Source organism: Brevundimonas sp. 2YAF1, from assembly GCF_052114745.1.
GTDB lineage: Bacteria > Pseudomonadota > Alphaproteobacteria > Caulobacterales > Caulobacteraceae > Brevundimonas.
The window spans coordinates 191,734-214,632 of the sequence record NZ_JBFRFI010000003.1 but is presented as its reverse complement, the minus strand read 5'-3'; the positions used below and the strand labels follow the sequence as shown (position 1 = coordinate 214,632).

The window sequence follows — 22,899 nt, the reverse complement described above, 5'->3', positions numbered from 1 at the left end:
GGACCTACCGGGCGACGGCGAGCCGGACCAGCTTGCCGTCGTCCTCGTCGGTGATGACCCAGACAGCGCCGTCGGCGGCCACGGCCACGTCGCGGATGCGGGCGTTCAGGTCGGTCAGCAGCCGCTCCTCGCCGACGACGCGGTCGTTCTGGATCACCAGTCTCGCCAACTGCTTGCCGCCCAGGCCGGTGACCAGCAGGTTGCCCTGCCAACCGGGGAACATGGCGCCGCTGTAAAAGGTCATGCCGCCCGGCGCGATCACCGGGTCCCAGTAATAGACCGGCTGTTCCGTGCCTTCCTTGGCCGTGACGGCCGGGATGGGCTGGCCATTGTATTCGATGCCGTAGGCGACGCCGGGCCAGCCGTAGTTCTTGCCGGCCCGATCCAGATTGATCTCGTCGCCGCCGCGCGTGCCGTGCTCGACGGTCCAGATGGCGCCCGTCCCCGGCTGGACGGCGATGCCCTGCATGTTGCGGTGGCCCAGCGACCAGATTTCCGGCCGCGCGCCCGTCTGCCCGACGAAAGGATTGTCGGATGGGACGCTGCCGTCGGCGTTGATGCGGATGGTCTTGCCCATATGCGAGCCGAGGTCCTGGGCCTGGGGCCGCATTGGCTTGTCGGAGCGCTCGCCCAGGGTGATGAACAGCTTGCCGTCCGGGGCGAAGGCCAGCGACGACCCGAAATGCTTGTCCCCGTCGTAGGTCGGCTGGGCGCGGAAGATGACCTGGACGTTCTCGACCTTCGACAGATCGTCGGACAGGCGGCCGCGCGCCACGGCGGTGCCGTTGCCGCCTTCCCGAGGCTCGGCGTAGCTCCAGTAGATCATCCGGTCCTGGCCGAAGCTCGGGCCCAGGATGACGTCCAGCAGACCGCCCTGGCCGCGCGCATCGACGGCGGGCAGACCGGTGATCGGTTCGCCGATCTGACCCTCATTGCTGACCACGCGCAGGCGGCCGGGCCGTTCGGTCACCAGCCACTGGCCGTCCGGCAGCAAGGCCAGGCCCCACGGATGGACGAGGCCAGACGCCACCACCCTGTGCGTCAAGGCGGCTTCGGTGCGCACGCCCGGCGCCCGGGTCTGGCCTTCGAAGGCGGGCTTCTGCTCCGGATTGTTGGCGGGACGGGTCTCGACGGGCGCGCCGGGCCGATCCTGGCCATTGGCCCCGCAGGCGGCGGCGAGAACGAGGAGCGAGGCGGAAGCGGCGAGGAAGGTCGGACGCATGGGGCTCTCCTGAACGGCAGATGTGTCGCGGCCAGAATGAAGCCTCACGGTTCCGGGCGCGAGCCGAATCCGCCCGCAACGGTTCCTCCGGCGTGATTTCCGCGCTTAAGCGGCTTGAACCCGACGGAAGGCGGCGATATACGCACGCCTCTCGCGCGCTCCGGTCGTCAACGACTTGCGCGGGGTCCCGTAAGGGGTTGGGTAGCTCAGATGGTTAGAGCGGTGGATTCATAACCCACAGGTCGGCGGTTCGATCCCGCCTCCAACCACCACGGATTTCTCGGTCAGATTGATCTCAGTAGTTCGGCAGGCGCGACGCGCCGCCGGTGATCTTGCACAGATAGTCGGTCTGCGCCCGGCCGGTGTTGGCGCCCGTGGGGGCCAATATGCCGCCGCGCGCCGAGCAGTCGGCCTCAAGCCTGTCGAGGTCCTGCTGATAGGTGGGGAGAGGCCTGCCCGAGGCGCAGGCGGCGAGGGCGAGGGGGGCGACGAGGGCGGCGAGGACGAGCGCGGTGCGCATGACGGAGTCTCCTTGCGACTGACGGCGTAACGGTCAGGCGTCGGCGGACGTTCCGTCAGTCGCGCCGACGATGCAAGACGCCTTTCAGAACGCCAGCACGCCCAGATGCTCCAGCAGGATCTTGAGGCCCAGCGCGATCAGGGCGATCCCCCCGATCAGTTCGACGATCTTGCCCAGTCGCGTGCCCGCCGCCTTGCCGATCAGCAGGCCGAGGGTGGCCAGGGTGAAGGTGGTCGCGCCGATGCAGGCGGCGATCAGCCAGATGTTTTCGCCCAGCAGCGCCAGGCCGACGCCGACCGCGCCGGCGTCGATCGAGGTGCCGACGGCGGTGGCGACCAGGGCGATCACGCCGCGCGAGACGGCCTTCCTGGTCTCGGCTTCCTCTTCAGCCTCGTCCTCGCGCTTCAGCGCCTCCCAGATCATCTTGCCGCCGACCGCGCCCAGCAGGCCGAAGGCGATCCAGTGGTCGATGGCGGCGACGAAGCTGGCGGCGGCGATGCCCAGGCCGAAGCCGATCAGGGGGGTGATGGCCTCGACCACGCCGAACACCAGGCCCGAGCGCAGGGCCTGGGGCAGGGTGGGGCGGTGCACGGCCCCCCGGCCGATGGCGGCGGCGAAGGCGTCGGCCGACATGCTGAGGGACAGGATGGCGATGGCGATGGGGGTCAAGACGGAACTCACTTAGCCGGGCGCGTGACAGCACGTCCGGGCGCAGGCCGGCTCGGCCCCCGGATCGTGCTGGTCTCGCTAGGCGGAACTGGTCCGCTGATCGCGCCATGCCCCGTGCCGGAGCAAGTGTGTTGACGCGATCCCGGCTGAACGACGCCGGAAGCTACTCCCCAACGCGGCCCCTCTAGCGGCTGGGAGCTCGGGGTTCAAGCCCGCGGGGCTGGCCGGGCGCGACAAGGCCCCCCATTTGTGCTAGACGCCGCCGCTTCACCCCCGCCGCAGGATATCCAGCCTTGAGCATCACGCTCGACCTTTCGCGCGCTTCCGCCCCGGTTAAAGCCCCCGTCAACCTCAACGGTCTGACGCGCGAGGGGCTGCGCAACGCGTTGATCGAAGCGAACATCTGTCCGCCCGAGAAGGCCAAGATGCGCGCCACCCAGGTGTGGCGCTGGATCCACCACTACGGCGTCACCGACTTCGCCCTGATGAGCGACATCGGCAAGGAGACCCGCGCGGCCCTGGCCGAGGCCTTCACCCTGGCCCGCCCCGAGATCGTCGAGCGTCAGGTGTCCAAGGACGGCACCCGCAAATACCTGATCCGCACCGCGCCGGGCATCGAGGTCGAGGCCGTCTATATTCCTGACGTGGGCCGGGCCGGCGCCCTGTGCGTCTCGTCCCAGGTCGGCTGCACCCTGAACTGCACCTTCTGTCACACCGGCACGCAGAAGCTGGTCCGCAACCTGACCACGGCCGAGATCGTGGCCCAGGTGCAGGTGGCCCGCGACGATCTGGACGAATGGCCGTCGCCCAAGGAAGACCGCCGCCTGTCCAACATCGTCTTCATGGGCATGGGCGAGCCGCTCTACAATCTGGAGCACGTCGCCGACGCCATCGACATCATTTCGGACAACGAGGGCATCGCCCTGTCGCGCCGCCGCATCACGGTCTCGACCTCGGGCGTCGTGCCGCAGCTTCAAGCTCTGGGCGACCGCACGGCGGCCATGCTGGCGATCAGCCTGCACGCCACCAACGACGCCCTGCGCGACGTTCTGGTGCCGCTGAACAAGAAGTATCCGCTGGATCAGCTGATGGCCGGCATCCGCGCCTATCCGGGCCTGGCCAACGCCCGCCGGGTGACGTTCGAATACGTCATGCTGAAGGGCGTCAACGACAGCCCGGACGAGGCCCGCGCCCTGGTCAAGCTGATCGAGGGCATCCCGTCCAAGGTCAACCTGATCCCGTTCAACCCCTGGCCCGGCACCGACTACGAATGCTCGGACTGGAAGACGATCGAACGCTTCGCCGCCATTCTGAACAAGGCCGGCTACGCCTCGCCTATCCGCACCCCGCGCGGCCGCGACATCCTGGCCGCCTGCGGCCAGCTGAAGTCCGAGAGCGAGAAGCAGAGGGCCAGCGCCCGGATCAAGGCCGAGCGGGCGGAAGCCGGAACGGACGACGCAGCGGCGGCCTGACGTCGCTCGTGGCGGACGAACGCTGTTTTCTCTCGTGAGTGTGGCTGCATTGCTCTAGCGCCGCCGTGCGGGCTTGGGCATGGGTGTTTTGCTTTCGTTCCGTTTTCAGCTGGAGGCTGCGGGCTCGCACATCATGGACTCGTCGTCTCTGCCCAGCGTCCTGTCGAGTCCCGAGGTTCAGGCCTTCGCCACCGGCTTTCCCATCCTGGTGCTGCATCTGCTGGTGACCTTCGGTCTGCTGGCCATGGGGGCGACCGTCTATGCCTTGCTGACGCCGTGGCGCGAGGTCGCCCTGATCCGTCAGGGCAACGCCGCCGCCGCCGTCGCGTTTTCCGGCGTGCTGGTCGGTCTGGCCATTCCGCTGGCGACCTCCCTGTCGGTCTCGACCTCGATCCGCGACATCGCCATCTGGGGCGTGGCGACGGTGGTGCTGCAGCTGCTGGCCTTCCGCGTCGTCGACCTGCTGCTGACCGGTCTGCCGCAACGGATCGAGAAGGGCGAGATCGCCGCCGCCGTGGTGCTGGCGGGCGCCAAACTGGCCACGGCCCTGATCCTCGCCGCCGCCCTGACGGGCTGAGACGGCGCGGCGATGCGCTTTCCCCATCTTCCTGACTGGACCATCTATGCGGCGGTGGTCGGGGCGATTTTGATCGTGTCGCTGGGGCGACGCGAAAAGGCCGACGCCCCTCATGCGCCCGAGGGCGACGAGGCGCACGGCCCTCTGCTGGGACCGGTGACGCCGTTCGATCCTTCGGTCACCATCATCGCCCCCGACCTTCCCTTCCAGCCCTCGTCCGGCACGGCCTTTTCCATCGCCGGAGAGGGGCGCTGGGTCACGGCCCGGCACGTGGTCGAAGGCTGCCGCCGCCCGGCGCTGGTGATCGGCGGCGGGCGCGCCCTGGCCGCCGACGTGCGCCTGGCCGAGCGCGCCGACGTGGCCGTGCTGCTGACTGAGGGCGGCCCCCCCGCCTTGCCGATCGCGACGCAGACGCCGCTGCGCAAGGGCCAACGCGCCTTCCATCCGGGCTTTCCCCAGGGCGAGCCGGGCGAGGTGGCGTCGCGCCTGCTGGGCCGCGAGACGCTGAAGATACGGGGACGGGGCGAGCGTGACGAGCCGGTGCTGGCCTGGGCCGAGGCCGGGCGCACCAAGGGCCTGAAGGGGACGCTGTCGGGCCTGTCCGGGGCGCCGGTTCTCGACGGCCGCGGCCGGGTGCTGGGCGTGACCATCGCCGAGGCGCCGCGCCGGGGCCTGATCTACACCACGGCGCCCGACACCTTCGCCCCCGCCATCCGGGGCGAGCAGCGCGCCGACGAGAAGGCGCTGGGCGAGGCTGTGACGACCGAGAATTACGGCCAGGTCGCAGATCGTCTGCGGCGCGACCTGCGGGTGGCCCAGGTGGTCTGTCTGACGACCTGACGCTCCGCCGGCCATCCCGGAAGCGGCGCAGCCGCTATCCGGGACCATTGTCGTAGCGCCCTACTTCAGCGTGGCGCTGTCCAGGTTCAGCGCGGTCAGCGGAACGACCTCGACGTTCGGATATTTCGCCCGCAGGCCGTCGATGAATTTCGACGCATCGCCGACGATGACCAGGCTGGCGCGGTCGGTCGGCAGGTGTCCGGCGAAGGCCGTCTCGACCTGTTGCGGCGTGACCGAACGAACGCGCCCGGCATAGTCGGCCAGATCGCTCATCGGCAGGTCGTAGAGCGCCAGGTTGGCGACCAGACCGCCCAGACCGTCCACCGTCTCCAGCGAGCGGCCGAAGCCGCCGATCAGGGTGGCGCGGCGCGGGGCCAGTTCGGCCTCGGTCGCCTGGGTCGTGCCCAGCTTGCCGACCTCGGCCAGGATCAGGTCGGCCACCTCGGTCGCCGTCTCGTTCTTGGTCTGCGTCGAGGCGGTGAAGACGCCGACGTCCTGCTGGGCGCCGACCGAGGAGCGCGCGCCGTAGCTGAGGCCGCGCTTGATGCGGATCTCCTGGTTCAGCCGCGAGGAGAAGCCGCCGCCCAACAGGGTGTTACCCAGGGTCAGGGGGAAGTAGTCGGCGTCGGTGCGCTTGATGCCGCGAATGGCGGCGATGACGGCGGCCTGGCCCGCGCCCGGCTGGTCGATGACGACGACGCGCGTCGGCAGGGTCTGGCCGGCCTTGGCGACCGGAGCCGGCGCGGGCTGGGCCGGATCGCGCCAGTCGCCGAAGGCGGCCTGGGCCAACGCGCGGGCCTCGGCCGGGGTCACGGCGCCCGAGAAGACGATCGTGGCCTGCGACGGGCGATAACGGGCGGCGTGGAAGGCGGCCACGTCCTCGCGCGTGATGGCGGGGATGCTCTTCAGGGTGCCGCCGCCGGGCGCGCCGTACGGGGCGGCGCCGTAGATGACGCGGCCGACCGATTGCGAGGCGATCGAGCCGGGCTGGCTGAGGGCCACGCGCAGCCCGTCCAGGGTCTGCGACTGCTGGCGCTCCAGCTCCTCGGCGGCGAAGGCCGGGTGGCGCACCAGATCGGCCATCAGGGTCAGCGACCGGGCGAAGACGTCCTTGGGCGCATTGGCGTAGACATTGGTGAAGTCCGCGCCCGAGCCCGCGCCGACGTTGGCCCCCAGCTGTTCGATGGCGGTGGCGATCTCGGGGGCGGATTTGGTGGCCGTGCCTTGCGTCAGCAGGGCGGCGGTCATGGCGGCGACGCCGGGCTTGCCGACGGGGTCGTTGGCTGAGCCGGCGTTGAAGTTCAGGCGGGCCGAGACCAGAGGCAGACCGTCCGTCGGGGCGACCAGCACCCGCATCCCGTTGTCGAGACGGAAGTCGGCGACGGCCGGCGTGGCGGGGGCCACCTCGGCGCCGGGCTGGGGCAAGCGGGCGCGCTGGGCTTCCGGCAGCAGGACGGCGACCGGACCGGCGGGGGCCAGTTCGGCCACGGTGACGGGGGCGCCGACGTTCATCTTCTGCACGCTGGCCGGGTGTTCCTCGTCGGCGGGCAGGTAGGTGATGGTGATCTGGCGCTGCGGCGTCAGATAGCGGCGGGCCACCCGTTGCACGTCGGCGGCGGTGACGGCCTGAATCTCGGCGATCTCACGGTCGGCGGCGGTCGCGTCGCCGGTCATGATCAGGGCCATGCCGAGCGTGGTGGCGCGGTCATCCACCGTCTCGCGGCCGCGCAGCGCGTTGGCGACCAGCTCGTTCTTGGCCTCGTTCAGTTCGGCGGCGGTGATCGGTTCGTCGCGCAGGCGGGCGATCTCGGCCTCCAGGGCCTCCTGGCCGGCCTCGGGCGACTGGCCGTCGGCCATGATGGCGTAGGCGGTCAGATTGCCAGCCTGCTGGGCGAAGTCGGGGTTGGAGCCGATCGAGGCGGCGATCTGCTGCTCATAGACCAGCGAGCGGTAAAGGCGGCTGGATTCGCCGGTCGACAGCACCCCGTCCAGCACGGTCAGGGCGGCGCGGTCGGCGTCCTTGTAAGCGATCGTGTTCCAGGCCAGCACCACGGCGGGCAGCGGCACATTGGGCGCGTAGTAGGTGGCGGTGCGCGGACCGGTCGGCTCCGGCTCCTTCACGTCGTTGACCGGCATGGGCGTCGACGGGCGCTGCAGCGGGGCGAAATACTGATCGACCCAGGCGTCCAACTGGGCCTGATCGAAGTTGCCCGCCACGATCAGCATGGCGTTGTCGGGCCGGTAGTAGGTGGCGTGGAAACGCAGCACGTCGTCCAGGGTCGAGGCGTTTAACTCCTCGATCGAGCCGATGCCCGAGCGGCGATAGGGATGGTCCTGATAGATGGTCTCGGGCGCGAACAGGCCGAACAGGCGGCCGTAGGGGCTGGCCAGAATGCGTTGACGGTATTCCTCCTTCACCACGTCGCGCTCGGAGACGAAGGTCGCCTGATCCACCACCAGCGAGCCCATGCGGTCCGCCTCGGCGAACAGGATGCGCTGCAGGTGGTTGGCGGGCACCACCTCGTAATAGGCCGTCACGTCGTCGGCGGTGAAGGCGTTGTTCATGCCGCCGACGTCCTCGGTCAGACGGTCGAACGTCTCCGACGGCATGTTCTTCGTCGATTTGAACAGCAGGTGTTCGAACAGGTGGGCGAAGCCCGAACGGCCCGCCGGATCGTCCTTGGAACCGACGCGGTACCAGACCTGAACCGTAACGTTCGAGGTCGAGGCGTCGCGGGCGGAATAGACCTCCATGCCGTTGGCCAGAACCCGCTTGTTAAAGCCCAGCGGCGGCACCGCGACCCCGCCCTGGGCGGCGATCACGGCGGCGGCGGGCGGCGACGCTTCGGCCCAAGCCGCAGCGGGCAGGCCGAGCAGCAGCGCCGAGGCGCAGGCGGTCAGGATCAGGCGGGTCTTCATGTCGTCAGGTTCCGACGCCCGGACGCGGGCGTGCGAAACCTAGCAGCCGAAAAACCCGCCGCGCACCTTACAGCTCTGTAATGAACTGCCTGAAGCCCTCCCCCCTCGATGGGGGAGGGTTGGGTGGGGGTGGAGGCGAAACGTTTCCAATGAAGACGGGGAGACGCCGAGGCGTCTCTAGCGGCCTATCCTTAACCGCCGTGCGCTCACTCCCCCCCATCCCCGACCCTTGCCCCATCGAGGGGGAAGGGAGATCGCCGACAGGTAGGAAAATGCGCTCATGTGCTTCTCGGCAAAGGGCCGAGAAGCACGGTTCAACTTTTATCGCCCGAACACCTCGACGCCGACCTCGCCGTCCGTCGTCAGCCAGGCGCGCTTCATGCCCTGACTGTTGAAGGGGGCGACGATGTTCCCGTCGCGGTCCAGGGCGATCAGGCCGCCGTCGCCGCCCAGGCCGCCGATGCGGTCGATGGTCGCCTGCGACGCCTGGGCCAGGGTCTGACCGGCGGCCACGCCCCAGGCGGTGCGCGCGGCGGCGGCGATGCGGATGAAATACTCGCCCTGACCGGTGCAGGAGACGGCGGCGCAGTCGTCGGCCCAGGTGCCGGCGGCGGGGATGGGGGTGTCGCCGACGCGGCCCGGCATCTTGCCGAACACGCCCGCCGTCGAGGTGGCGGCGGCCAGGCGGCCCTGGCTGTCCAGAACGCAGCAGCCGACGGTGCCGTGGCTGAGGGCCGGCGGATGGTTGTCTTCACCCTGACCGGCGCGGGTGAACCAGACCTCCTCGTCGCCGATCGGCTCCAGCCCCTGATCATGGGCGAACAGGGCGGCGCCTTCGCCAGCCAGCATGACGTGGGGGGTGCGGTCCATCACGGCGCGCGCGGCGACGACCGGGTTGCGGAAGCCCTGCAGGGCGGCGACGGCCCCGGCCTTGCCCGAAGAGCCGTCCATCAGGCTGGCGTCCAGCTCATAGGCGCCGGCCAGATTGGGCGAGGCGCCGCGTCCGGCGACGTAGAGGCCGGAGTCTTCGAGCATGACCACGGCCTCGACCGCCACGTCCACGGCGGAGGCGCCCGCGTCCAGCCGCGCCTTCATCGCCTCGACGACCTGGCGCATCTGTACGACCTCGGCGTCGTAGTTGCGCTCGCGCCGGGCGCCGGCGCCGCCGTGAAGGATGAGGGCGGGTCGCGCCATGGTCGTCTCCTGAAAGTCCCTTCGGCCTCTTTGCATCGGGCCGCGCGCTGATTAGCCTCTCAAACGCGTCGGCGCCATGGTCGACGGGGGATCATGGAAGAAGCCAGTATGCGCGCAGTCCTCTCCAAGGCCGTCGGCGGCCCGGACAGCCTTGTCGTCGAGGAGGTCATGGACCCCACGCCCAAGCCGGGCGAGGTGGTGATCGAGGTCAAGGCCGTGGGGATCAACTATCCCGACACCCTGATCATCGAGGACAAATACCAGTTCAAACCCGAGCGTCCCTTCTCGCCGGGCGGAGAGGTGGCGGGCGTGGTCGACGCGGTGGGCGAGGGCGTCAAGGGCGTGTTCCGCGGCGACCGCGTTATCGCCGTGCCGGGCTGGGGCGGTCTGGTCGAGCGTCTGGCGGTGCCGGCCGTCAGCCTGATCCCCATGCCCGACGGCATGAGTTTCGAGGACGCCGCCACGCTGGTGATGACCTACGGCACCTCCTATTACGCGCTGAAGGATCGGGCCCAGCTGCAGCCTGGCGAGACCCTGCTGGTGCTGGGCGCGGCCGGGGGCGTGGGCGCCGCCGCTGTCGAGCTGGGCAAGGCCATGGGGGCGCGCGTCGTCGCCGCCGCCTCGACCAACGACAAGGTCGAGTTCGCCCTGGAGCTGGGGGCCGACAACGGCCTGATCTACCCGTCCGGTCCGATGGACAAGGCGGCGCAGAAGGCCCTGTCGGGCGAGCTGAAGCTGGCCACCGGCCGCGACGGGGCCGACGTGGTCTATGACGCGGTCGGCGGCGACTACGCCGAGCCGGCCCTTCGCGCCATGGACTGGAACGGCCGCTATCTGGTGGTCGGCTTCCCGGCGGGCATTCCATCCCTGCCGCTGAACCTGACCCTGTTGAAGTCGGTGTCGGTGATCGGGGTCTTCTGGGGCGCGGCCGTCGCCCGCGATCCGGCCGGACACGCCGCCAACATGGCCGAGCTGATGCAGCTGTGGAAGGACGGCAAGATCAAGCCGCGCGTCAGCCGCACCTATCCTCTGGAGGAGGCGCATGAAGCGATCAGGGCCCTGGGCGACCGTCGGGCCATGGGCAAGATCGTCGTGACGACCGACGCATGAGCGCGCCCCTGACTCCCGTGCTGAATTTGGCGGTCGGCGAGACGGATTTCGCCGCCGCTGCCGAACGCTTGGCCCGCACCGGCCGCAGCCGCGTGCCCGGCCTGTTCGGCGCCGGGGCCGAGGCCCTGCACGCCGCTGTGACGGCGCCGGATCAGGCCTGGGTCCGCACCTTCCTCAATCCTCTGGGCGCGGACATTCCCGTGGCGACGCTGGAGGCGTCCTCGCCGGAGGATCAGGCCCATGTGACGCAGCAGGCCTACGCCGGGGCGACCGAGGGCTTGCAGTTCCTGTTCGACCGGCTGCGGCTGGGCCCGGCGCGCGAGGCGGGCATGGCCACGCCGCAGATCCTGTTCGACCTGCTGGACCTGTTTAACACCGAGGCCTTTCTGGACTTCGCCCGCCGCCTGACCGGCGACGACCGCATCGCCTTTTCCGACGGCCAGGTGACCCGCTACCTGCCGGGGCATTTCCTCAACCGGCACAGCGACGCCAATGCGAAGACCGAGCGGCTCTACGCCTATGTGCTGAACCTGTCGCCGGGCTGGCGGGCGGAGTGGGGCGGCCTGCTGCAGTTCCTCGACGAGGGCGGCGAGATCACCGAGACCTTCACGCCCAGCTTCGGCGCCCTGAACGTCTTCACCGTGCCGCAGATGCACGCGGTCTCGACGGTCGCGCCCTTCGCGGGCGGCCCGCGCTATTCGGTCACCGGCTGGTGGCGGGCCAAGCCCTTGAACAGGAGTTAGGCCTCGGCGTCGTCGCGCACCCGTTTCAGCGCCGCCTCGGCCTGTTCGCGGTGCTTGCGCTTCACATGGGCGCCGAGGGTGGCCAGCACGGCGGCGATCACCGCCGCGTCGTCGGTGAAGCCGATCCCGGCGAAGACGTCGGGAATGGCGTCGATGGGCATGACGAAATAGGCCAGCGCCCCCAGCATGATCCCCTTGGCCGCGATCGGCGTCTGGGGGTCTTGCGTCGCGTACCAGGCGGCCAGGGCCTGATCGGCGAAGGGGATGCGGGCGGCGGTGCGCCGGATCTTGGGCCAGAAGCCCTTGCTGACGCGCATTTCATTGACCCTCTGCACCGTGGGGACCAACGCCCTTTCAGGATCGATGGCGTCGGCCATGGATTCGGCAGACGCCGGTTTGGCTTTGGCGGTCATGGCCGCTAAATCCTCGCACAGACACTCGGTTCAAAGAATATAGGGACGATCCTCATGAAACTCGACGGTTCGATTGCGGCGGTGGTGACGGGCGGGGCGTCGGGCCTAGGCGAGGGCACGGCGCGGGCGCTGGCGGCCAAGGGCGTCAAGGTCGCCCTGTTCGACCTGAACGAGGAGCGCGGCGAGGTCATCGCCCAGGAAATCGGCGGCGTCTTCTGCAAGGTCGACGTGACCTCGGACGAGAGCGTCGCCGCTGGCTTCGTCAAGGCCCGCGCCGCCCACGGCCAGGAGCGCCTGACCGTCAACTGCGCCGGCATCGCCACGGGCCAGAAGACCGTCAGCCGCAAGCGCGACACCGGCGAGATCCGTTCGCACGACATGGCGTCCTTCGAGCGTACGGTCACGATCAACCTGTTCGGCACCTTCCGCGTCCTGTCGCAGTCGGCCCTGGGCATGGTCCAGACCGAGCCGATGGCCGACGGGGAGCGCGGCCTGATCGTCAACACCGCCAGCGTCGCGGCCCAGGACGGCCAGATCGGCCAGGCCGCCTATGCGGCGTCCAAGGGCGGCGTCTACGCCATGACCCTGCCGATCGCCCGCGATCTGGCCCAAGACGGGGTTCGCGTGAACACCATCCTGCCTGGCATCATGTGGACGCCGATGATGGCCGGCATGGACCAGAAGGTTCAGGACAGCCTGGCCGCCGCCATCCCCTTCCCCAGCCGCCTGGGCACCCCGGCCGACTATGCGTCCCTGGCCCTGCACCTGGCCGAGAACGTCTACATCAACGGCGAGTGCATCCGTCTGGACGGGGCCATCAGACTGGCGCCCCGCTGACGCGAGGAAGGGCGCTGACGCGAGGCTCGCGGAGCCTCGCTGCTTGAGCGCAAGGCATTGTTTTCATGCAGCGAGGGCCGATTTCGACCGGCGGGATGCCGCGATGACGTCGGTATCGGAAAAAGACTTCAGGCCGATTGAAAGAAAACGAAAAAGGGGGTTGCGCGGGCCAAGAAAGGTCCGCTATACGCCCCTCCTCGACGGGGAGCAGCACACCGCTCCCACGGGAATGCGGGCGTAGCTCAGTGGTAGAGCACAACCTTGCCAAGGTTGGGGTCGAGAGTTCGAATCTCTTCGCCCGCTCCAGTCGAGACTGGGAAAACGGGGTCCGGCCGCAAGGTCGGGCCCCGTTTCGCATTTCAGGCCCCGGTCCTGCCCTTCCCTTTGACTTTGATCGGCATGGCCCCCGCCGCCGTCGCGGCCTATATGGACCGTGGCGGTTGACCCCGCCGGGGCCGGCGCTAGTGTCCGCGCCGCTCCCTTCCCAGCGCCTGAACGATCAGAGGACCATATGGCCGACGCCGCTTCCCAGACCTACGACGTGGTGATCATCGGGGGCGGGCCGGGCGGCTATAACGCCGCCATTCGCGCCGGCCAGCTGGGGATGAAGGTCGCCATCGTCGAAATGCGCGCCACCCTCGGCGGCACCTGCCTCAACGTCGGCTGCATGCCGTCCAAGGCCCTGCTGCACGCCTCGGAGCTGTACGAGGCCGCCAACACCGAATTCGCCAGCATCGGCATCGAGGTGAAGCCCAAGCTGAACCTGGGCCAGATGCACAAGGCCAAGGACGACAGCGTCGAGGCCCTGACCAAGGGCATCGAATTCCTGATGAAGAAGAACAAGGTCGTCTGGCTTAAGGGCCGCGGCCGCATCGCCGGGCCGAACAAGGTCGAGGTCGAGGCCGCCGACGGCGCCAAGATGATCTACGACGCCAAGAACATCATCATCGCCACCGGCTCCGAGCCGACCCCGCTGCCGGGCGTCGCCTTCGAGGAGGGCAAGGTCATCGACTCGACCGGCGCCCTCTTCCTGCCCAAGGTTCCGAAACACCTGATCGTCATCGGCGCGGGCGTCATCGGCCTGGAGCTGGGCTCGGTCTGGCGCCGCCTGGGCGCGCAAGTCACCGTGGTCGAGTTCCTCGACAAGGTCGGCGCCGGCATGGACGCCGAGGTCGCCACCGCCTTCCAGCGCGGCCTGACCAAGCAGGGCATGACCTTCCGCATGGGCACCAAGGTGACCGGCGCGGCCTCGACCAAGGACGGCGTCGAGCTGACGCTGGAGCCTTCGGCCGGCGGCGCCGCCGAGACCCTCAAGGGCGACGTGGTTCTGGTGGCCATCGGCCGCCGTCCCTACACCGCCGGCCTGGGCCTGGAGACGGTCGGCGTCGAGACCGACAAGCGCGGCGTCATCCCGAACAACCACTTCAAGACTTCGGCTGCCGGCGTCTGGGTCATCGGCGACGTCACCTATGGCCCGATGCTGGCGCACAAGGCCGAGGAAGACGCCGTGGCGGTCATCGAACTGATCGCCGGCAAGCCGGGCCACGTCGACTACGACCTGGTCCCCAGCGTCATCTACACCGGCCCGGAAGTGGCCTGGGTCGGCAAGACCGAAGAGCAGCTCAAGGCTGCGGGCGTCGCCTTCAAGAAGGGCAAGTTCCCCTTCGCCGCCAACAGTCGCGCCAAGATCAACCACGAGACCGAGGGCTTCGTGAAGGTCCTGGCCGACGCCGCGACCGACAAGGTCCTGGGCGTCCACATCTACGGCCCGCAGGCCGGCGAACTGATCGGCGAGGCCTGCATGACCATGGCCTTCGGCGGTTCGTCGGAAGACATCGCCCGCACCTGCCACCCCCACCCGACCCGCTCCGAAGCCGTCCGCCAGGCGGCCATGGGCGTCGAAGGCTGGACCATGCAGGCCTAAGGCCAGGCCCTCAGCCCGAACGCATCACGGCGCGCTCCGCAAGGGGCGCGCCGTTTTCGTTGGGTCGTCAGAAACGGTCGCGGTGAAGGTCCGCGCGCGCCGTTCGATCAATTGTCGCAGCCGTAGCGCCCGCAGTAGCGACGCCGCAACTCGTCCAGGGCCGTCTGCTGCTTCGGCGTCGGGTCGGGACATGCGGCCAGAAGCTCCTCTTCGGAAGGCGGCGCCACCTCCTCTCCGGCGAGCAGGCTACGAAGCTCATCTTCGCTGAACAGGCGCGCGAGTTGCGTCATCGCCGCCGAGGTTTCCTGCGCTTCATCATACGGCATCAACTCGTCGAGCCAGGCACGCACCACGTTCCTTCTGTCAGTGTCCAAGCCGTCCAGCATCATTTCGCGATAGGAGGGCAGGTACTTGGTGTTCTTCTTTCCGCTCGCCAGCAGCGCTTTCGCCAGAGCCAACCTCTGGGCGGACGGCTCCGGCCCGGTCCATCCGCCGAAAGTCGGGACTTCGGGGTGGACGAAGCGCACGGTGGTTTGGATGGTCGCCGGGATAATGCCTCCCTTCCGGCGTGCTGCGCGGATTTGGCCGCTGGCGACGACCAAGCGCGCGGCGGCCCCAAAACCCAGGCCGGCGGGCATTTCCTCCATTATTCGACAACGAAATGGAGGGCCATCCTCGGAGACGCGGCACGTCACGGTCGCGTGGCCATCGACGCCGAGAAAGCCTGCAAAGCCGGGGAAGAGGTCGCTCGCTAGGTCTCCATCCGGCGGCGTCGCCCAGGTCGGGGGAATGAAATCCTGCGCCACGGCGCCGTTGGCGGTCAGCACGGCGGCAGCGAACAATATGGAGGTTTTCACCTGGGGCTTCTTTCGAGGAGGCGTGAAGATGGAAGGCGGCGGACGAAGATGAGAACGCTGGCGCATCGCATTTTGCATTCTGCGTGACCATATCCGTAGTCTCACCTTTCAATGATACCGGATCATGCCATGGACCTTCATCTCACCGGCAAGCGCGCCCTGATCTGCGGCGGCTCCAGCGGCCTGGGACGGGCTGTGGCGAGGGCTCTGGTGGCCGAGGGGGCGCATGTGGCCCTGCTGTCGCGCGATGCGGCCAAGCTGCAGGCCGTGGCCGACGAGTTGAACGCCATGGGGCCGGGCAAGGCGGTGATCGCCCCCGCCGATCTGGCCGATCATGAGGGACTGCTGAAGGCGGTGGACGTCGCCGAGGCGGCCTTGGGCGGGCCGATCGAGATTCTGCTGAACAACACCGGCGGGCCACCGCCGTCGGGCGTGAACGGGCTGGATCCCTCGGTCTGGCGCGATCATTTCGAGTCCATGGTGCTGTCGGTCTTTCGTCTGACGGACCGGGTGCTGCCAGGGATGCGGGCCATGGGCTGGGGGCGGATCCTCAACGTGGCCTCCATCACCGTGATCGAGCCGGCGGCGACGCTGGGCGTGTCCAACACCCTGCGCGCCTCGGTGGCGGCCTGGGCCAAGACCCTGGCGGGCGAGGTCGCGGCCAACGGCGTGACGGTCAACACCCTGCTGCCGGGCCGCATCGACACCCCGCGCATCGAGCGTCTGGACGCCGCCCGCGCCGCCGCCACCGGGGTCGAACCCGCCGAGGCCCGCGCCGAATCGGTCAAGTCCATCCCCGCCGGCCGCATCGGCACGACCGAGGAGTTCGGCGCCGTCGCCGCCTTTCTGGCCAGCCCCCTGGCCGGCTATGTCACCGGTTCGTTGATCCGTGTGGACGGGGGCGCTGTCAGGGCGATCTGACGCCCGGAAGCGTCTGGAGTGGCGGCGGGCGTCTGAGCAGACCGCCGAAAGCCATGCGCGATTGGCCGTAGTCCAGGGTGATGCGGCTGAAGCGGGTCAGGATGTCGGCTCCCAGCAGCAGGGCCGGTCGTTCGATCAGGCCGAGAACCTGAAAGGCGTGCAGGTCGCCGAACAGCAGGGGCGTGGCCCCCAGTTCGCGGCGCGCCAGCCGCAGGCTGGAGACGGCGCCGCTGTCGACCATCAGCGACTGGCCGATGACGCCATAGACCCGGATGGACTGGCGCGCGGCGGGGCCGATCCGCGCGTCGATGGCGCGCATCAGGGCGAGGTTGGCGATCGAATACTGGGCGCCGCTGTCGACGAAGGCCATGGCCGGCACGCCCTCGACCTGGACATTGGTCAGGATCAACTGGCCGAAGCGGCCGCTGCGCGTGTCGGTGATATTGCTGCGCATCCGGCTGGCCACGCCGAAGGCGATGCCGCGCTCGACCACGTCGGGACCTGAGGGCGCCAGCATGACCCGGCGCTGGCGCAGCTCCAGCGTCAGCCGAAAGCGCGACAGGACGTCCAGCCCCAGAAGCCCGTCGGCGCCCAGCACCTCATAGGGGAAGACCGGCGGCGTCAGATGGGTGAAGCGCCGCCCCGCGAAATCCAGCCGCGGCAGTTCGAGGGTCCGCACCGCCTCCGCCGCCGTGATGCCGTGGACCATTACCGGCGGGCCGGGGAGCAGGTTCAGCTCGTTCGCCAGACGATCCGAAATGGCCGTGCGCTCCGCCCCCGTGTCGATGACGAACAGGGGCTCGCGCAGACTGCCGACGTTCACCTTGACGCCCATACGCGTCAGCAGGTTTTCGAGCAGACGCGCGGTTTCGTCGGGTTCGGGCGGAGGCGAAGCCGGCGGCGGGGTCTGGGCCGCGCCCTGGCCGGGAAGGGCCAGGGCGACCACGCCGCCCGCTGTCAGAACGAGCGCGGCTCGCCGCGAGGGATGGCTGACGGATTTCGGTTCACGCACCGGCCTGCCTCCACGCCGCGATCCATCCCCGCACGGAGAATAGGCGCCGTTCGAGGCCGCTGACCAGTCAGCCCCGAGGCCGGGTCAGCCCCGAGGATGGGCCTCGGCGTAGGCGGCCAGCAGACGGGCGGCGTCGACCTGGGTGTATTTCTGGGTGGTGGACAGGCTGGCGTGGCCCAGCAGTTCCTGGATGGAGCGCAGGTCCGCCCCGGCGCTCAGAAGGTGGGTGGCGAAGCTGTGGCGCAGGGCGTGGGGCGTGGCCGAGGCGGGCAGGCCGAGGCGGCCGCGCAGGCGCTGGACCGTGGCCTGAACCTGACGGGGGCTCAAGGGGCCGCCGCGCCTGGCGCGGAACAGGGGCTGGTCCGCCTCCAGGATGAAGGGCTGAAGCGCCAGATAGGCGTCGATGGCCTCGCGCACCTGCGGCAGGACCGGCGCCAGCCGCATCTTGCCGCCCTTGCCGGCGATGCGCAGGGCGTCGGGCAGGGGGGCGTCTGAGCGCTTCAGCGACAGGGCCTCGGAAATGCGCAGGCCGCAGCCGTAGAGCAGGGTCAGGACGGCGCGGTCGCGCGCGGCCTCCCACGGCGCGGCGTCGGGGTCCGACTCGGGTTCATGCAGCAGGCCCATGGCCTGATCTTCGGTGACCGGGCGGGGCAGGGACGGCTTGACGCGCGGGCCGCGCACCAGGGCCAGTTGCGGCGCGGGCGTGCCGCAGCGCCGGTCGAGGAAGACGTGAAAGCCGCGGATGGCCGCCAGGGTCTGGCTGAGCGAGCGGGCGTTCAGGGGGCGGTCGCCCCCATGCTGCCCGCCACTGCGGCGCTCGGCCATATGGGCGCGGACCTCGGCCGCCGTGACGGCGCCCAGATCGGCCAGGGTTTGAGGTTCGCCGCGATGGCGCTCCAGGAAGGCGACATAGTGCCGTCCTATGTGGCCATAGGCCTCCAGCGTGCTTGGCGACAGGCGGCGTTCGTGCGCCAGATGCTCAAGCCAGGCGAGGAGGGCTTCAGGCGCGGTCAGGCCTGCAACGCCCATCGCTCGGCCATGCGTTCGACGACGCGGGTGATGAAGGCCACCAGTTCGCAGCCCATGGCCGGGGTGAAGCCGTCGTCCTCGTGCGAGCCGAAGGCGCACAGGGCCGGGCGGGCGCCGTCCGACCCGGGCAGGTGCAGGCTCATCCGCACCAGGGCGACGGATTTCACCGCGCCCTCGGCGGGGCCGAACAGGTCCAGACCGGTGAAGTTGGGGCCGAGCCAGTCCAGACCGTCGTCGCCCAGAAGCGCATCAACGCGGCCCGGCTCCAGCGATTTCCAGCCGAAGGGAACGCCGCCGGGCTTCTCGATGGCGATGGCGCCCCCGGCCAGACCGAAGCGACCTTGCGAGGTGGCGTCCAACTGACGCGACAGCTCGGCGTGGCTGGTCGCTTCCATCAGGTCCAGAGCCGAGACGTGGGTCTGGGTCTGGGCGGCGAAGTTGGCGCGGGCGATCTCTTCGATCTGTTTCCGCGCGCCAGCCTCGCGCTGGACCACGGCTTCGAGCCGGGTCAGGGCCGCGCGGCCGAAATCGACCACGTTGCGGCCGGTGGCGCGCAGGCCCAGTTCTTCCAGAAGGGTGCGGTCGTCCAGCAGCCGGTCGGGGTGGGCGTTCAGCCAGGCCCGCACCTCGGGCCAGTGAAGGCCTTCGGCGTGATCAGAAGAGAGGTCCAGGGAAGTGCTCAAGCAGGACCTCTTTCCGGGGTCGGAGTTACAGGATCGACTGACCAGTCTTGCCCCAGTCGGCCAAAAACGCATCAAGACCCTTGTCGGTTAACGGGTGCTTGACCAAGGCGTTGAAAACGTCCGTCGGCAGGGTGGCGGCGTCGGCGCCGGCGATGGCGGCAGCGGTGACGTGATCGGGATTGCGCAGCGAGGCGGCCAGGATTTCGGTGTCGAAATCGTGGATGTCGTAGAGGGCGCGGATTTCCTCCAGCAGGCCCACGCCGTCGGCGCCGACGTCTTCCAGACGACCGACGAAGGGCGAGATGAAGGTGGCGCCCGCCTTGGCGGCCAGCATGGCCTGGGCGGCCGAGAAGCACAGGGTGACGTTGGTCTTGATCCCCTTGTCGGCAAAGGCCCGCGTGGCGCGCAGGCCGTCCCAGGTCAGGGGCAGCTTGACGACCACGTTCGGAGCGATGGCGGCCAGCTTGTCGCCCTCCTTCACCATGGTCTCGAAATCGGTCGCGACGGCCTCGGCGGAAATCGGCCCCTCGACCAGGGCGCAGATTTCGGCGATGACCTCGGCGATGTTCCGACCCGACTTGGCGATCAGCGACGGATTGGTGGTGACGCCGTCCACCATCCCGGTGGGCAGCATGTCCTTGATGACGGCGACGTCAGCGGTGTCGAGAAAGAGTTTCATGGGACGAGGTTTTAGCGCCGACAAAGGCGAAGGGCGAGCTTCCTTTTTCCTCCCCACTGTGTGGGGAGGGGGACCCCGAAGGGGTGGAGGGGCTGTTGCGGCGAAATCAAGCGGCCCCTCCGTCTCGTCAGCTGCGCCGCCGATCCACCTCCCCATTTCATGGGGAGGAGAAGCGCGGTGAAAGTCGCCTCCGTCCTCATTCCCCTGCCGGTGCCCGAGGCCTTCGATTACGAGGTCCCAGAGGGGCTGTCGGCTGTGCGCGGCGATCAGGTGACCGTGCCGCTGGGCCCGCGTCTGATCCGGGGCGTGGTGGCGGAAGTGTTCGAGACCACGGGCTCGAACCGGCGGCTGAAGGCGATTGATCAGGTGCTGAGCGAGCATCGCCTGCCGGAACGGACCCTGACCTTTGTCGAATGGGCGGCGCGCTGGACGCTAAGCCCGCCGGGCGAAATGGCGGCCACGGCCTTGAAGGGTCTGCGCGCGCCCCGGCCCCGGCCCGAGCGACGGGTCAAACGGGTCGAGGGCCGCAGCCCCGCCCGCCCCACGGCGACGCGGACGGCGGTGCTGGAGGCCCTGGGCCAGCGGTCGATGACCGGGCCCGATCTGGCGCGGGCGGCGAATGTGTCGTCGGGCGTGGTCAAGGGGCTGGTCGACGAGGGCGTGCTGATGGTCGTCGAGACCCCGGCGGTCGCCGTCTTCGACGCCCCCGATCCCGACCATGCCCCCGCCACCCTGAACCCGGATCAGGCGGCTTCGGCGGCCGTGATCGCCGAAGCCGTGGCCAAGGGCGGCTTCGCCCCCTTCCTGCTGGACGGGGTGACGGGCTCGGGCAAGACCGAGGCCTATCTGGAGGCGGCGGCGCGAGCGTTGCGCGCGGACCCGGCGGCGCAGGTGCTGATCCTGCTGCCCGAAATCGCCCTGACCCAGGCCCTGATCGAACGGATCACCGCCCGCTTCGGCGCGGCCCCGGCGGAATGGCATTCGGGCGTGACGCCGCCGCGCCGCCGTCAGGTGTGGGAGGCGGTGGTCGCCGGGCGCTGCAACATTGTCGTCGGGGCGCGCTCGGCCCTGTTCCTGCCCTACGCCAACCTGCGGCTTGTGGTGGTGGACGAGGAACACGACGGCTCTTTCAAGCAGGAAGAGGGTCTGGTTTATCACGGCCGCGACCTAGCCGTGGCGCGCAGCCGGATCGAGGGCGCGACCGTGGTTCTGGCCTCGGCCACCCCGTCGCTGGAGACCCTGTGGAACGCCCGCCAAGGCCGCTACGGCTGGCTGAAGCTGGCGGCGCGGCACGGGGCGGCGGTCCTGCCCGACATCGACCTGATCGACCTGCGCACCTGTCCGCCGGACCCGCAGACCTGGCTGTCAGCGCCGCTGCGCGAGGCCATAGGCGAGACTTTTGCGCGTGGCGAACAGACCCTGCTCTTCCTCAACCGGCGCGGTTATGCCCCGGTGGTGCTGTGCCGCGCCTGCGGCCACCGGCTGACGGCGCCCGACACCGATAGCTGGCTGGTCGAGCATCGCTACACCGGGCGGCTGGTCTGCCACCTGACCGGCTTTTCTATGATGAAGCCCAAGCTCTGTCCGTCGTGCGGAGCCGAGGACTCGCTGGTCCCGGTCGGCCCGGGCGTCGAGCGGGTCGAGGAGGAGGTGCGCCAGCTCTTCCCCGAGGCGCGCACCGCCGTCTTCAGCTCCGACACTGTGCCGGACGGGGCATCGGCGCGCGCCCTGATCCAGTCGATGGCCGAGGGCGAGATCGACATTCTGGTGGCAACCCAGGCGGCGGCCAAGGGCCACAACTTCCCGCGCCTGACCCTGGTCGGGGTGGTTGACGCCGATCTGGGCCTGCGCGGCGGCGACCTGCGCGCCGCCGAGCGGACCTATCAGCTGCTGGCCCAGGCCACGGGCCGGGCCGGGCGGGCCGACAAGCCGGGCCGCGCCCTGTTGCAGACCTGGACGCCGGAACATCCGGTGCTGATGGCCCTGGCGGCGGGCGACCGCGACGCCTTCGTCGAGGCCGAGATGGGCGAGCGCGAGGCGGCGTCCCTGCCGCCGCACGGCCGTCTGGCGGCGATCATCCTGTCCAGCGAGAACGCCATGGCGGTCGAAAAGGTCGCCCGCGATCTGGCCGAGGCCATCCCCAACGCCGAGCGGCTGGAGGTCTATGGCCCCGCCGACGCGCCGCTGGCCTTGGTGCGCGGGCGACGGCGCAAGCGGCTGCTGGTCCGGGCCGACCGCGATGTGAACCTCCAGGCCTTCCTGCGCGCCTGGCTGGCGCGGGTGAAGGTGCCGGCCTCGGTGCGGCTGACGGTGGATGTGGATCCTTATAGTTTCCTGTAGGGGGCGCTAACGCTCGCCGCGCGGCGGCTCGCTGCTTGAGCGCCGCCACTCACTCCCGCTCACCCCGGCGGACGCCGGGGCCCAGTGAGAACTTCAGGTGCCGGGGCTTGAAGCCAAAGGACTGGATCCCGGCGTCCGCCGGGATGAGCGGGGAGGGGGCTAACGCGGCCCGGTCAGCCGAATCTCGAACAGGCTGGGCCAGTTCTTGCCGGCGACAAACAGGCGGCGGTTCTTTTCGTCCCAGGCGATGCCATTCAGGACGTCGTCGCGCGGGTCCTTCACCTGACCCGCGGGCAGCAGGCCCTTCAGGTCGACGACGCCGACGACGTGGCCCGAGGCCGGGTCGATGCGAATAATGTAGTTGGTCTGCCAGACGTTGGCCCAGATCTCGCCGTCGATCCATTCCAGCTCGTTCAGCTGACGCACCGGACGGCCGTTCAGGGTGACGGCGACACTTCCGGTCTCAGTGAAAGTCGTAGGATCGAAGAAGCGCAGACTGGGCGATCCGTCCGACAGTATCAGTCGCGTTCCATCGTGGGTCAGGCCCCAGCCTTCGCCCGTATAGGTAAAGCGGGAGGTCTGGGTCAGGTCGGTCGCGTTCCAGACGAAGCCGACGCCGTTGTTCCAGGTCAGGCTGATGATGCGGCCGCCGATCTCGGTCAGGCCTTCGCCGAAATATTCGGGGTCGAGTTCGCGCTTTTGCAGCACGACGCCATCTTCCAGCCGCACGCGGCGAACGCTGGATGGCTCGCGGCCCGTGCTCTCGATCAGTTCACCGTCGCGAAAGACGAGACCCTGGGTGAAGGCTGTCGGGTCGTGGGGGAAGGCCCGCACCACCTCATAGCCATAGACCGGCGGTCGCGTGGCGGCGGCAGAAGGGGCGGTCGGCCCCGGCGATTGCGCCTCGGCCGACGCGGGAAGCGCCAACAGAAGCATCG

Annotated in this window: 21 protein-coding genes, 2 tRNA genes and 1 riboswitch; of the genes, 11 read left to right on the top strand and 12 right to left on the bottom strand. The window is 69.5% G+C overall.

All coding sequences use genetic code 11. From position 1 onward, the window contains the following. Nucleotides 1-4: 4 nt before the first annotated feature. Nucleotides 5-1,222: a PQQ-dependent sugar dehydrogenase gene (locus tag AB4Y68_RS06270; RefSeq protein WP_441454647.1), complete on the bottom strand. Its 1,218-nt coding sequence runs from the start codon at nucleotides 1,220-1,222 to the stop codon at nucleotides 5-7. A 195-nt stretch (nucleotides 1,223-1,417) separates the two neighbouring features. Between AB4Y68_RS06270 and AB4Y68_RS06265 the strand changes: the two genes are divergently transcribed. Further along, nucleotides 1,418-1,494, top strand: a tRNA-Met gene (locus tag AB4Y68_RS06265). Between the two features lie 23 nt (nucleotides 1,495-1,517). Here AB4Y68_RS06265 and AB4Y68_RS06260 read toward each other — a convergent pair. Continuing rightward, nucleotides 1,518-1,742: a hypothetical protein gene (locus AB4Y68_RS06260; RefSeq protein WP_441454646.1), complete on the bottom strand. Its 225-nt coding sequence runs from the start codon at nucleotides 1,740-1,742 to the stop codon at nucleotides 1,518-1,520. Nucleotides 1,743-1,826: 84 nt separating this feature from the next. Continuing rightward, on the bottom strand, nucleotides 1,827-2,411 hold the full coding sequence (locus tag AB4Y68_RS06255; RefSeq protein ID WP_441454645.1) for a manganese efflux pump MntP: 585 nt from the start codon (nucleotides 2,409-2,411) through the stop codon (nucleotides 1,827-1,829). Between the two features lie 80 nt (nucleotides 2,412-2,491). After that, a riboswitch (yybP-ykoY riboswitch) is annotated at nucleotides 2,492-2,590 on the bottom strand. Nucleotides 2,591-2,704: 114 nt separating this feature from the next. On the opposite strand from AB4Y68_RS06255, the gene rlmN reads away from it, so the two are divergent. The 3 genes from rlmN to AB4Y68_RS06240 all read left to right on the top strand — a co-directional run bounded on the left by rlmN (nucleotide 2,705) and on the right by AB4Y68_RS06240 (nucleotide 5,300). Continuing rightward, on the top strand, nucleotides 2,705-3,883 hold the full coding sequence (rlmN, locus tag AB4Y68_RS06250) for a 23S rRNA (adenine(2503)-C(2))-methyltransferase RlmN (protein ID WP_441454644.1): 1,179 nt from the start codon (nucleotides 2,705-2,707) through the stop codon (nucleotides 3,881-3,883). 133 nt (nucleotides 3,884-4,016) lie between these two features. Then, the gene (locus AB4Y68_RS06245; RefSeq protein ID WP_441454757.1) at nucleotides 4,017-4,460 is read left to right on the top strand and encodes a DUF350 domain-containing protein; all 444 of its coding nucleotides are present in this window, start codon (nucleotides 4,017-4,019) and stop codon (nucleotides 4,458-4,460) included. A gap of 12 nt (nucleotides 4,461-4,472) precedes the next feature. Next, nucleotides 4,473-5,300 carry a S1 family peptidase gene (locus AB4Y68_RS06240; RefSeq protein WP_441454643.1) on the top strand — a complete coding sequence of 276 codons (828 nt, stop codon included), beginning with the start codon at nucleotides 4,473-4,475 and terminating at the stop codon, nucleotides 5,298-5,300. Nucleotides 5,301-5,360: 60 nt separating this feature from the next. Here the strand turns inward: AB4Y68_RS06240 and AB4Y68_RS06235 are convergent, their stop codons facing one another. Next, nucleotides 5,361-8,219: a M16 family metallopeptidase gene (locus AB4Y68_RS06235; protein ID WP_441454642.1), complete on the bottom strand. Its 2,859-nt coding sequence runs from the start codon at nucleotides 8,217-8,219 to the stop codon at nucleotides 5,361-5,363. 321 nt (nucleotides 8,220-8,540) lie between these two features. Beyond that, nucleotides 8,541-9,413 carry an isoaspartyl peptidase/L-asparaginase family protein gene (locus AB4Y68_RS06230; protein WP_441454641.1) on the bottom strand — a complete coding sequence of 291 codons (873 nt, stop codon included), beginning with the start codon at nucleotides 9,411-9,413 and terminating at the stop codon, nucleotides 8,541-8,543. A gap of 108 nt (nucleotides 9,414-9,521) precedes the next feature. Between AB4Y68_RS06230 and AB4Y68_RS06225 the strand changes: the two genes are divergently transcribed. Continuing rightward, nucleotides 9,522-10,523: an NADPH:quinone oxidoreductase family protein gene (locus AB4Y68_RS06225; protein ID WP_441454640.1), complete on the top strand. Its 1,002-nt coding sequence runs from the start codon at nucleotides 9,522-9,524 to the stop codon at nucleotides 10,521-10,523. Then, the gene (locus tag AB4Y68_RS06220) at nucleotides 10,520-11,266 is read left to right on the top strand and encodes a 2OG-Fe(II) oxygenase (protein ID WP_441454639.1); all 747 of its coding nucleotides are present in this window, start codon (nucleotides 10,520-10,522) and stop codon (nucleotides 11,264-11,266) included. Before AB4Y68_RS06225 ends, AB4Y68_RS06220 begins: the two co-directional genes overlap by 4 nt. Here the strand turns inward: AB4Y68_RS06220 and AB4Y68_RS06215 are convergent. Continuing rightward, the gene (locus AB4Y68_RS06215) at nucleotides 11,263-11,679 is read right to left on the bottom strand and encodes a YkvA family protein (protein ID WP_441454638.1); all 417 of its coding nucleotides are present in this window, start codon (nucleotides 11,677-11,679) and stop codon (nucleotides 11,263-11,265) included. The genes AB4Y68_RS06220 and AB4Y68_RS06215 overlap by 4 nt on opposite strands. Before the next feature lie 54 nt (nucleotides 11,680-11,733). Here AB4Y68_RS06215 and AB4Y68_RS06210 point away from each other — a divergent pair, with 54 nt between their 5' ends. The 3 genes from AB4Y68_RS06210 (at nucleotide 11,734) to lpdA (ending at nucleotide 14,440) form a co-directional block, all read left to right on the top strand. Beyond that, entirely contained in the window at nucleotides 11,734-12,516 is a 783-nt protein-coding gene (locus tag AB4Y68_RS06210; protein ID WP_441454637.1) for an SDR family oxidoreductase, read from the top strand. Nucleotides 12,517-12,747: 231 nt separating this feature from the next. Beyond that, a tRNA-Gly gene (locus AB4Y68_RS06205) sits at nucleotides 12,748-12,822 on the top strand. Nucleotides 12,823-13,027: 205 nt separating this feature from the next. Continuing rightward, nucleotides 13,028-14,440, top strand: a complete 1,413-nt coding sequence (lpdA, locus tag AB4Y68_RS06200) for a dihydrolipoyl dehydrogenase (protein ID WP_441454636.1) — start codon at nucleotides 13,028-13,030, stop codon at nucleotides 14,438-14,440. Nucleotides 14,441-14,547: 107 nt separating this feature from the next. Here lpdA and AB4Y68_RS06195 read toward each other — a convergent pair whose 3' ends face one another. Beyond that, a complete protein-coding gene (locus AB4Y68_RS06195; protein WP_441454635.1) occupies nucleotides 14,548-15,297 on the bottom strand; it encodes an energy transducer TonB family protein in 750 nt (249 codons plus the stop codon). 129 nt (nucleotides 15,298-15,426) lie between these two features. On the opposite strand from AB4Y68_RS06195, the gene AB4Y68_RS06190 reads away from it, so the two are divergent. Next, complete coding sequence (locus AB4Y68_RS06190) at nucleotides 15,427-16,218, top strand: SDR family oxidoreductase (RefSeq protein WP_441454634.1); 792 nt, start codon at nucleotides 15,427-15,429, stop codon at nucleotides 16,216-16,218. On the opposite strand, the gene AB4Y68_RS06185 is transcribed toward AB4Y68_RS06190, so the two are convergent. The 4 genes from AB4Y68_RS06185 to fsa all read right to left on the bottom strand — a co-directional run bounded on the left by AB4Y68_RS06185 (nucleotide 16,205) and on the right by fsa (nucleotide 19,621). Beyond that, nucleotides 16,205-17,230: a retroviral-like aspartic protease family protein gene (locus tag AB4Y68_RS06185; protein ID WP_441454633.1), complete on the bottom strand. Its 1,026-nt coding sequence runs from the start codon at nucleotides 17,228-17,230 to the stop codon at nucleotides 16,205-16,207. The two genes, AB4Y68_RS06190 and AB4Y68_RS06185, sit on opposite strands and share 14 nt — an antisense overlap. Before the next feature lie 84 nt (nucleotides 17,231-17,314). Continuing rightward, on the bottom strand, nucleotides 17,315-18,259 hold the full coding sequence (locus tag AB4Y68_RS06180) for a tyrosine recombinase XerC (protein ID WP_441454632.1): 945 nt from the start codon (nucleotides 18,257-18,259) through the stop codon (nucleotides 17,315-17,317). Continuing rightward, entirely contained in the window at nucleotides 18,241-18,942 is a 702-nt protein-coding gene (locus tag AB4Y68_RS06175) for a DUF484 family protein (RefSeq protein ID WP_441454631.1), read from the bottom strand. Before AB4Y68_RS06175 ends, AB4Y68_RS06180 begins: the two co-directional genes overlap by 19 nt. A gap of 25 nt (nucleotides 18,943-18,967) precedes the next feature. Continuing rightward, nucleotides 18,968-19,621, bottom strand: coding sequence for a fructose-6-phosphate aldolase (gene fsa, locus AB4Y68_RS06170; protein WP_441454630.1), 654 nt, complete (start codon nucleotides 19,619-19,621; stop codon nucleotides 18,968-18,970). 159 nt (nucleotides 19,622-19,780) lie between these two features. Between fsa and AB4Y68_RS06165 the strand changes: the two genes are divergently transcribed. Further along, complete coding sequence (locus AB4Y68_RS06165; RefSeq protein WP_441454629.1) at nucleotides 19,781-21,961, top strand: primosomal protein N'; 2,181 nt, start codon at nucleotides 19,781-19,783, stop codon at nucleotides 21,959-21,961. Nucleotides 21,962-22,120: 159 nt separating this feature from the next. On the opposite strand, the gene AB4Y68_RS06160 is transcribed toward AB4Y68_RS06165, so the two are convergent. Then, nucleotides 22,121-22,897 carry a glutaminyl-peptide cyclotransferase gene (locus tag AB4Y68_RS06160; protein WP_441454756.1) on the bottom strand — a complete coding sequence of 259 codons (777 nt, stop codon included), beginning with the start codon at nucleotides 22,895-22,897 and terminating at the stop codon, nucleotides 22,121-22,123. Between the last annotated feature and the right edge of the window lie 2 nt (nucleotides 22,898-22,899).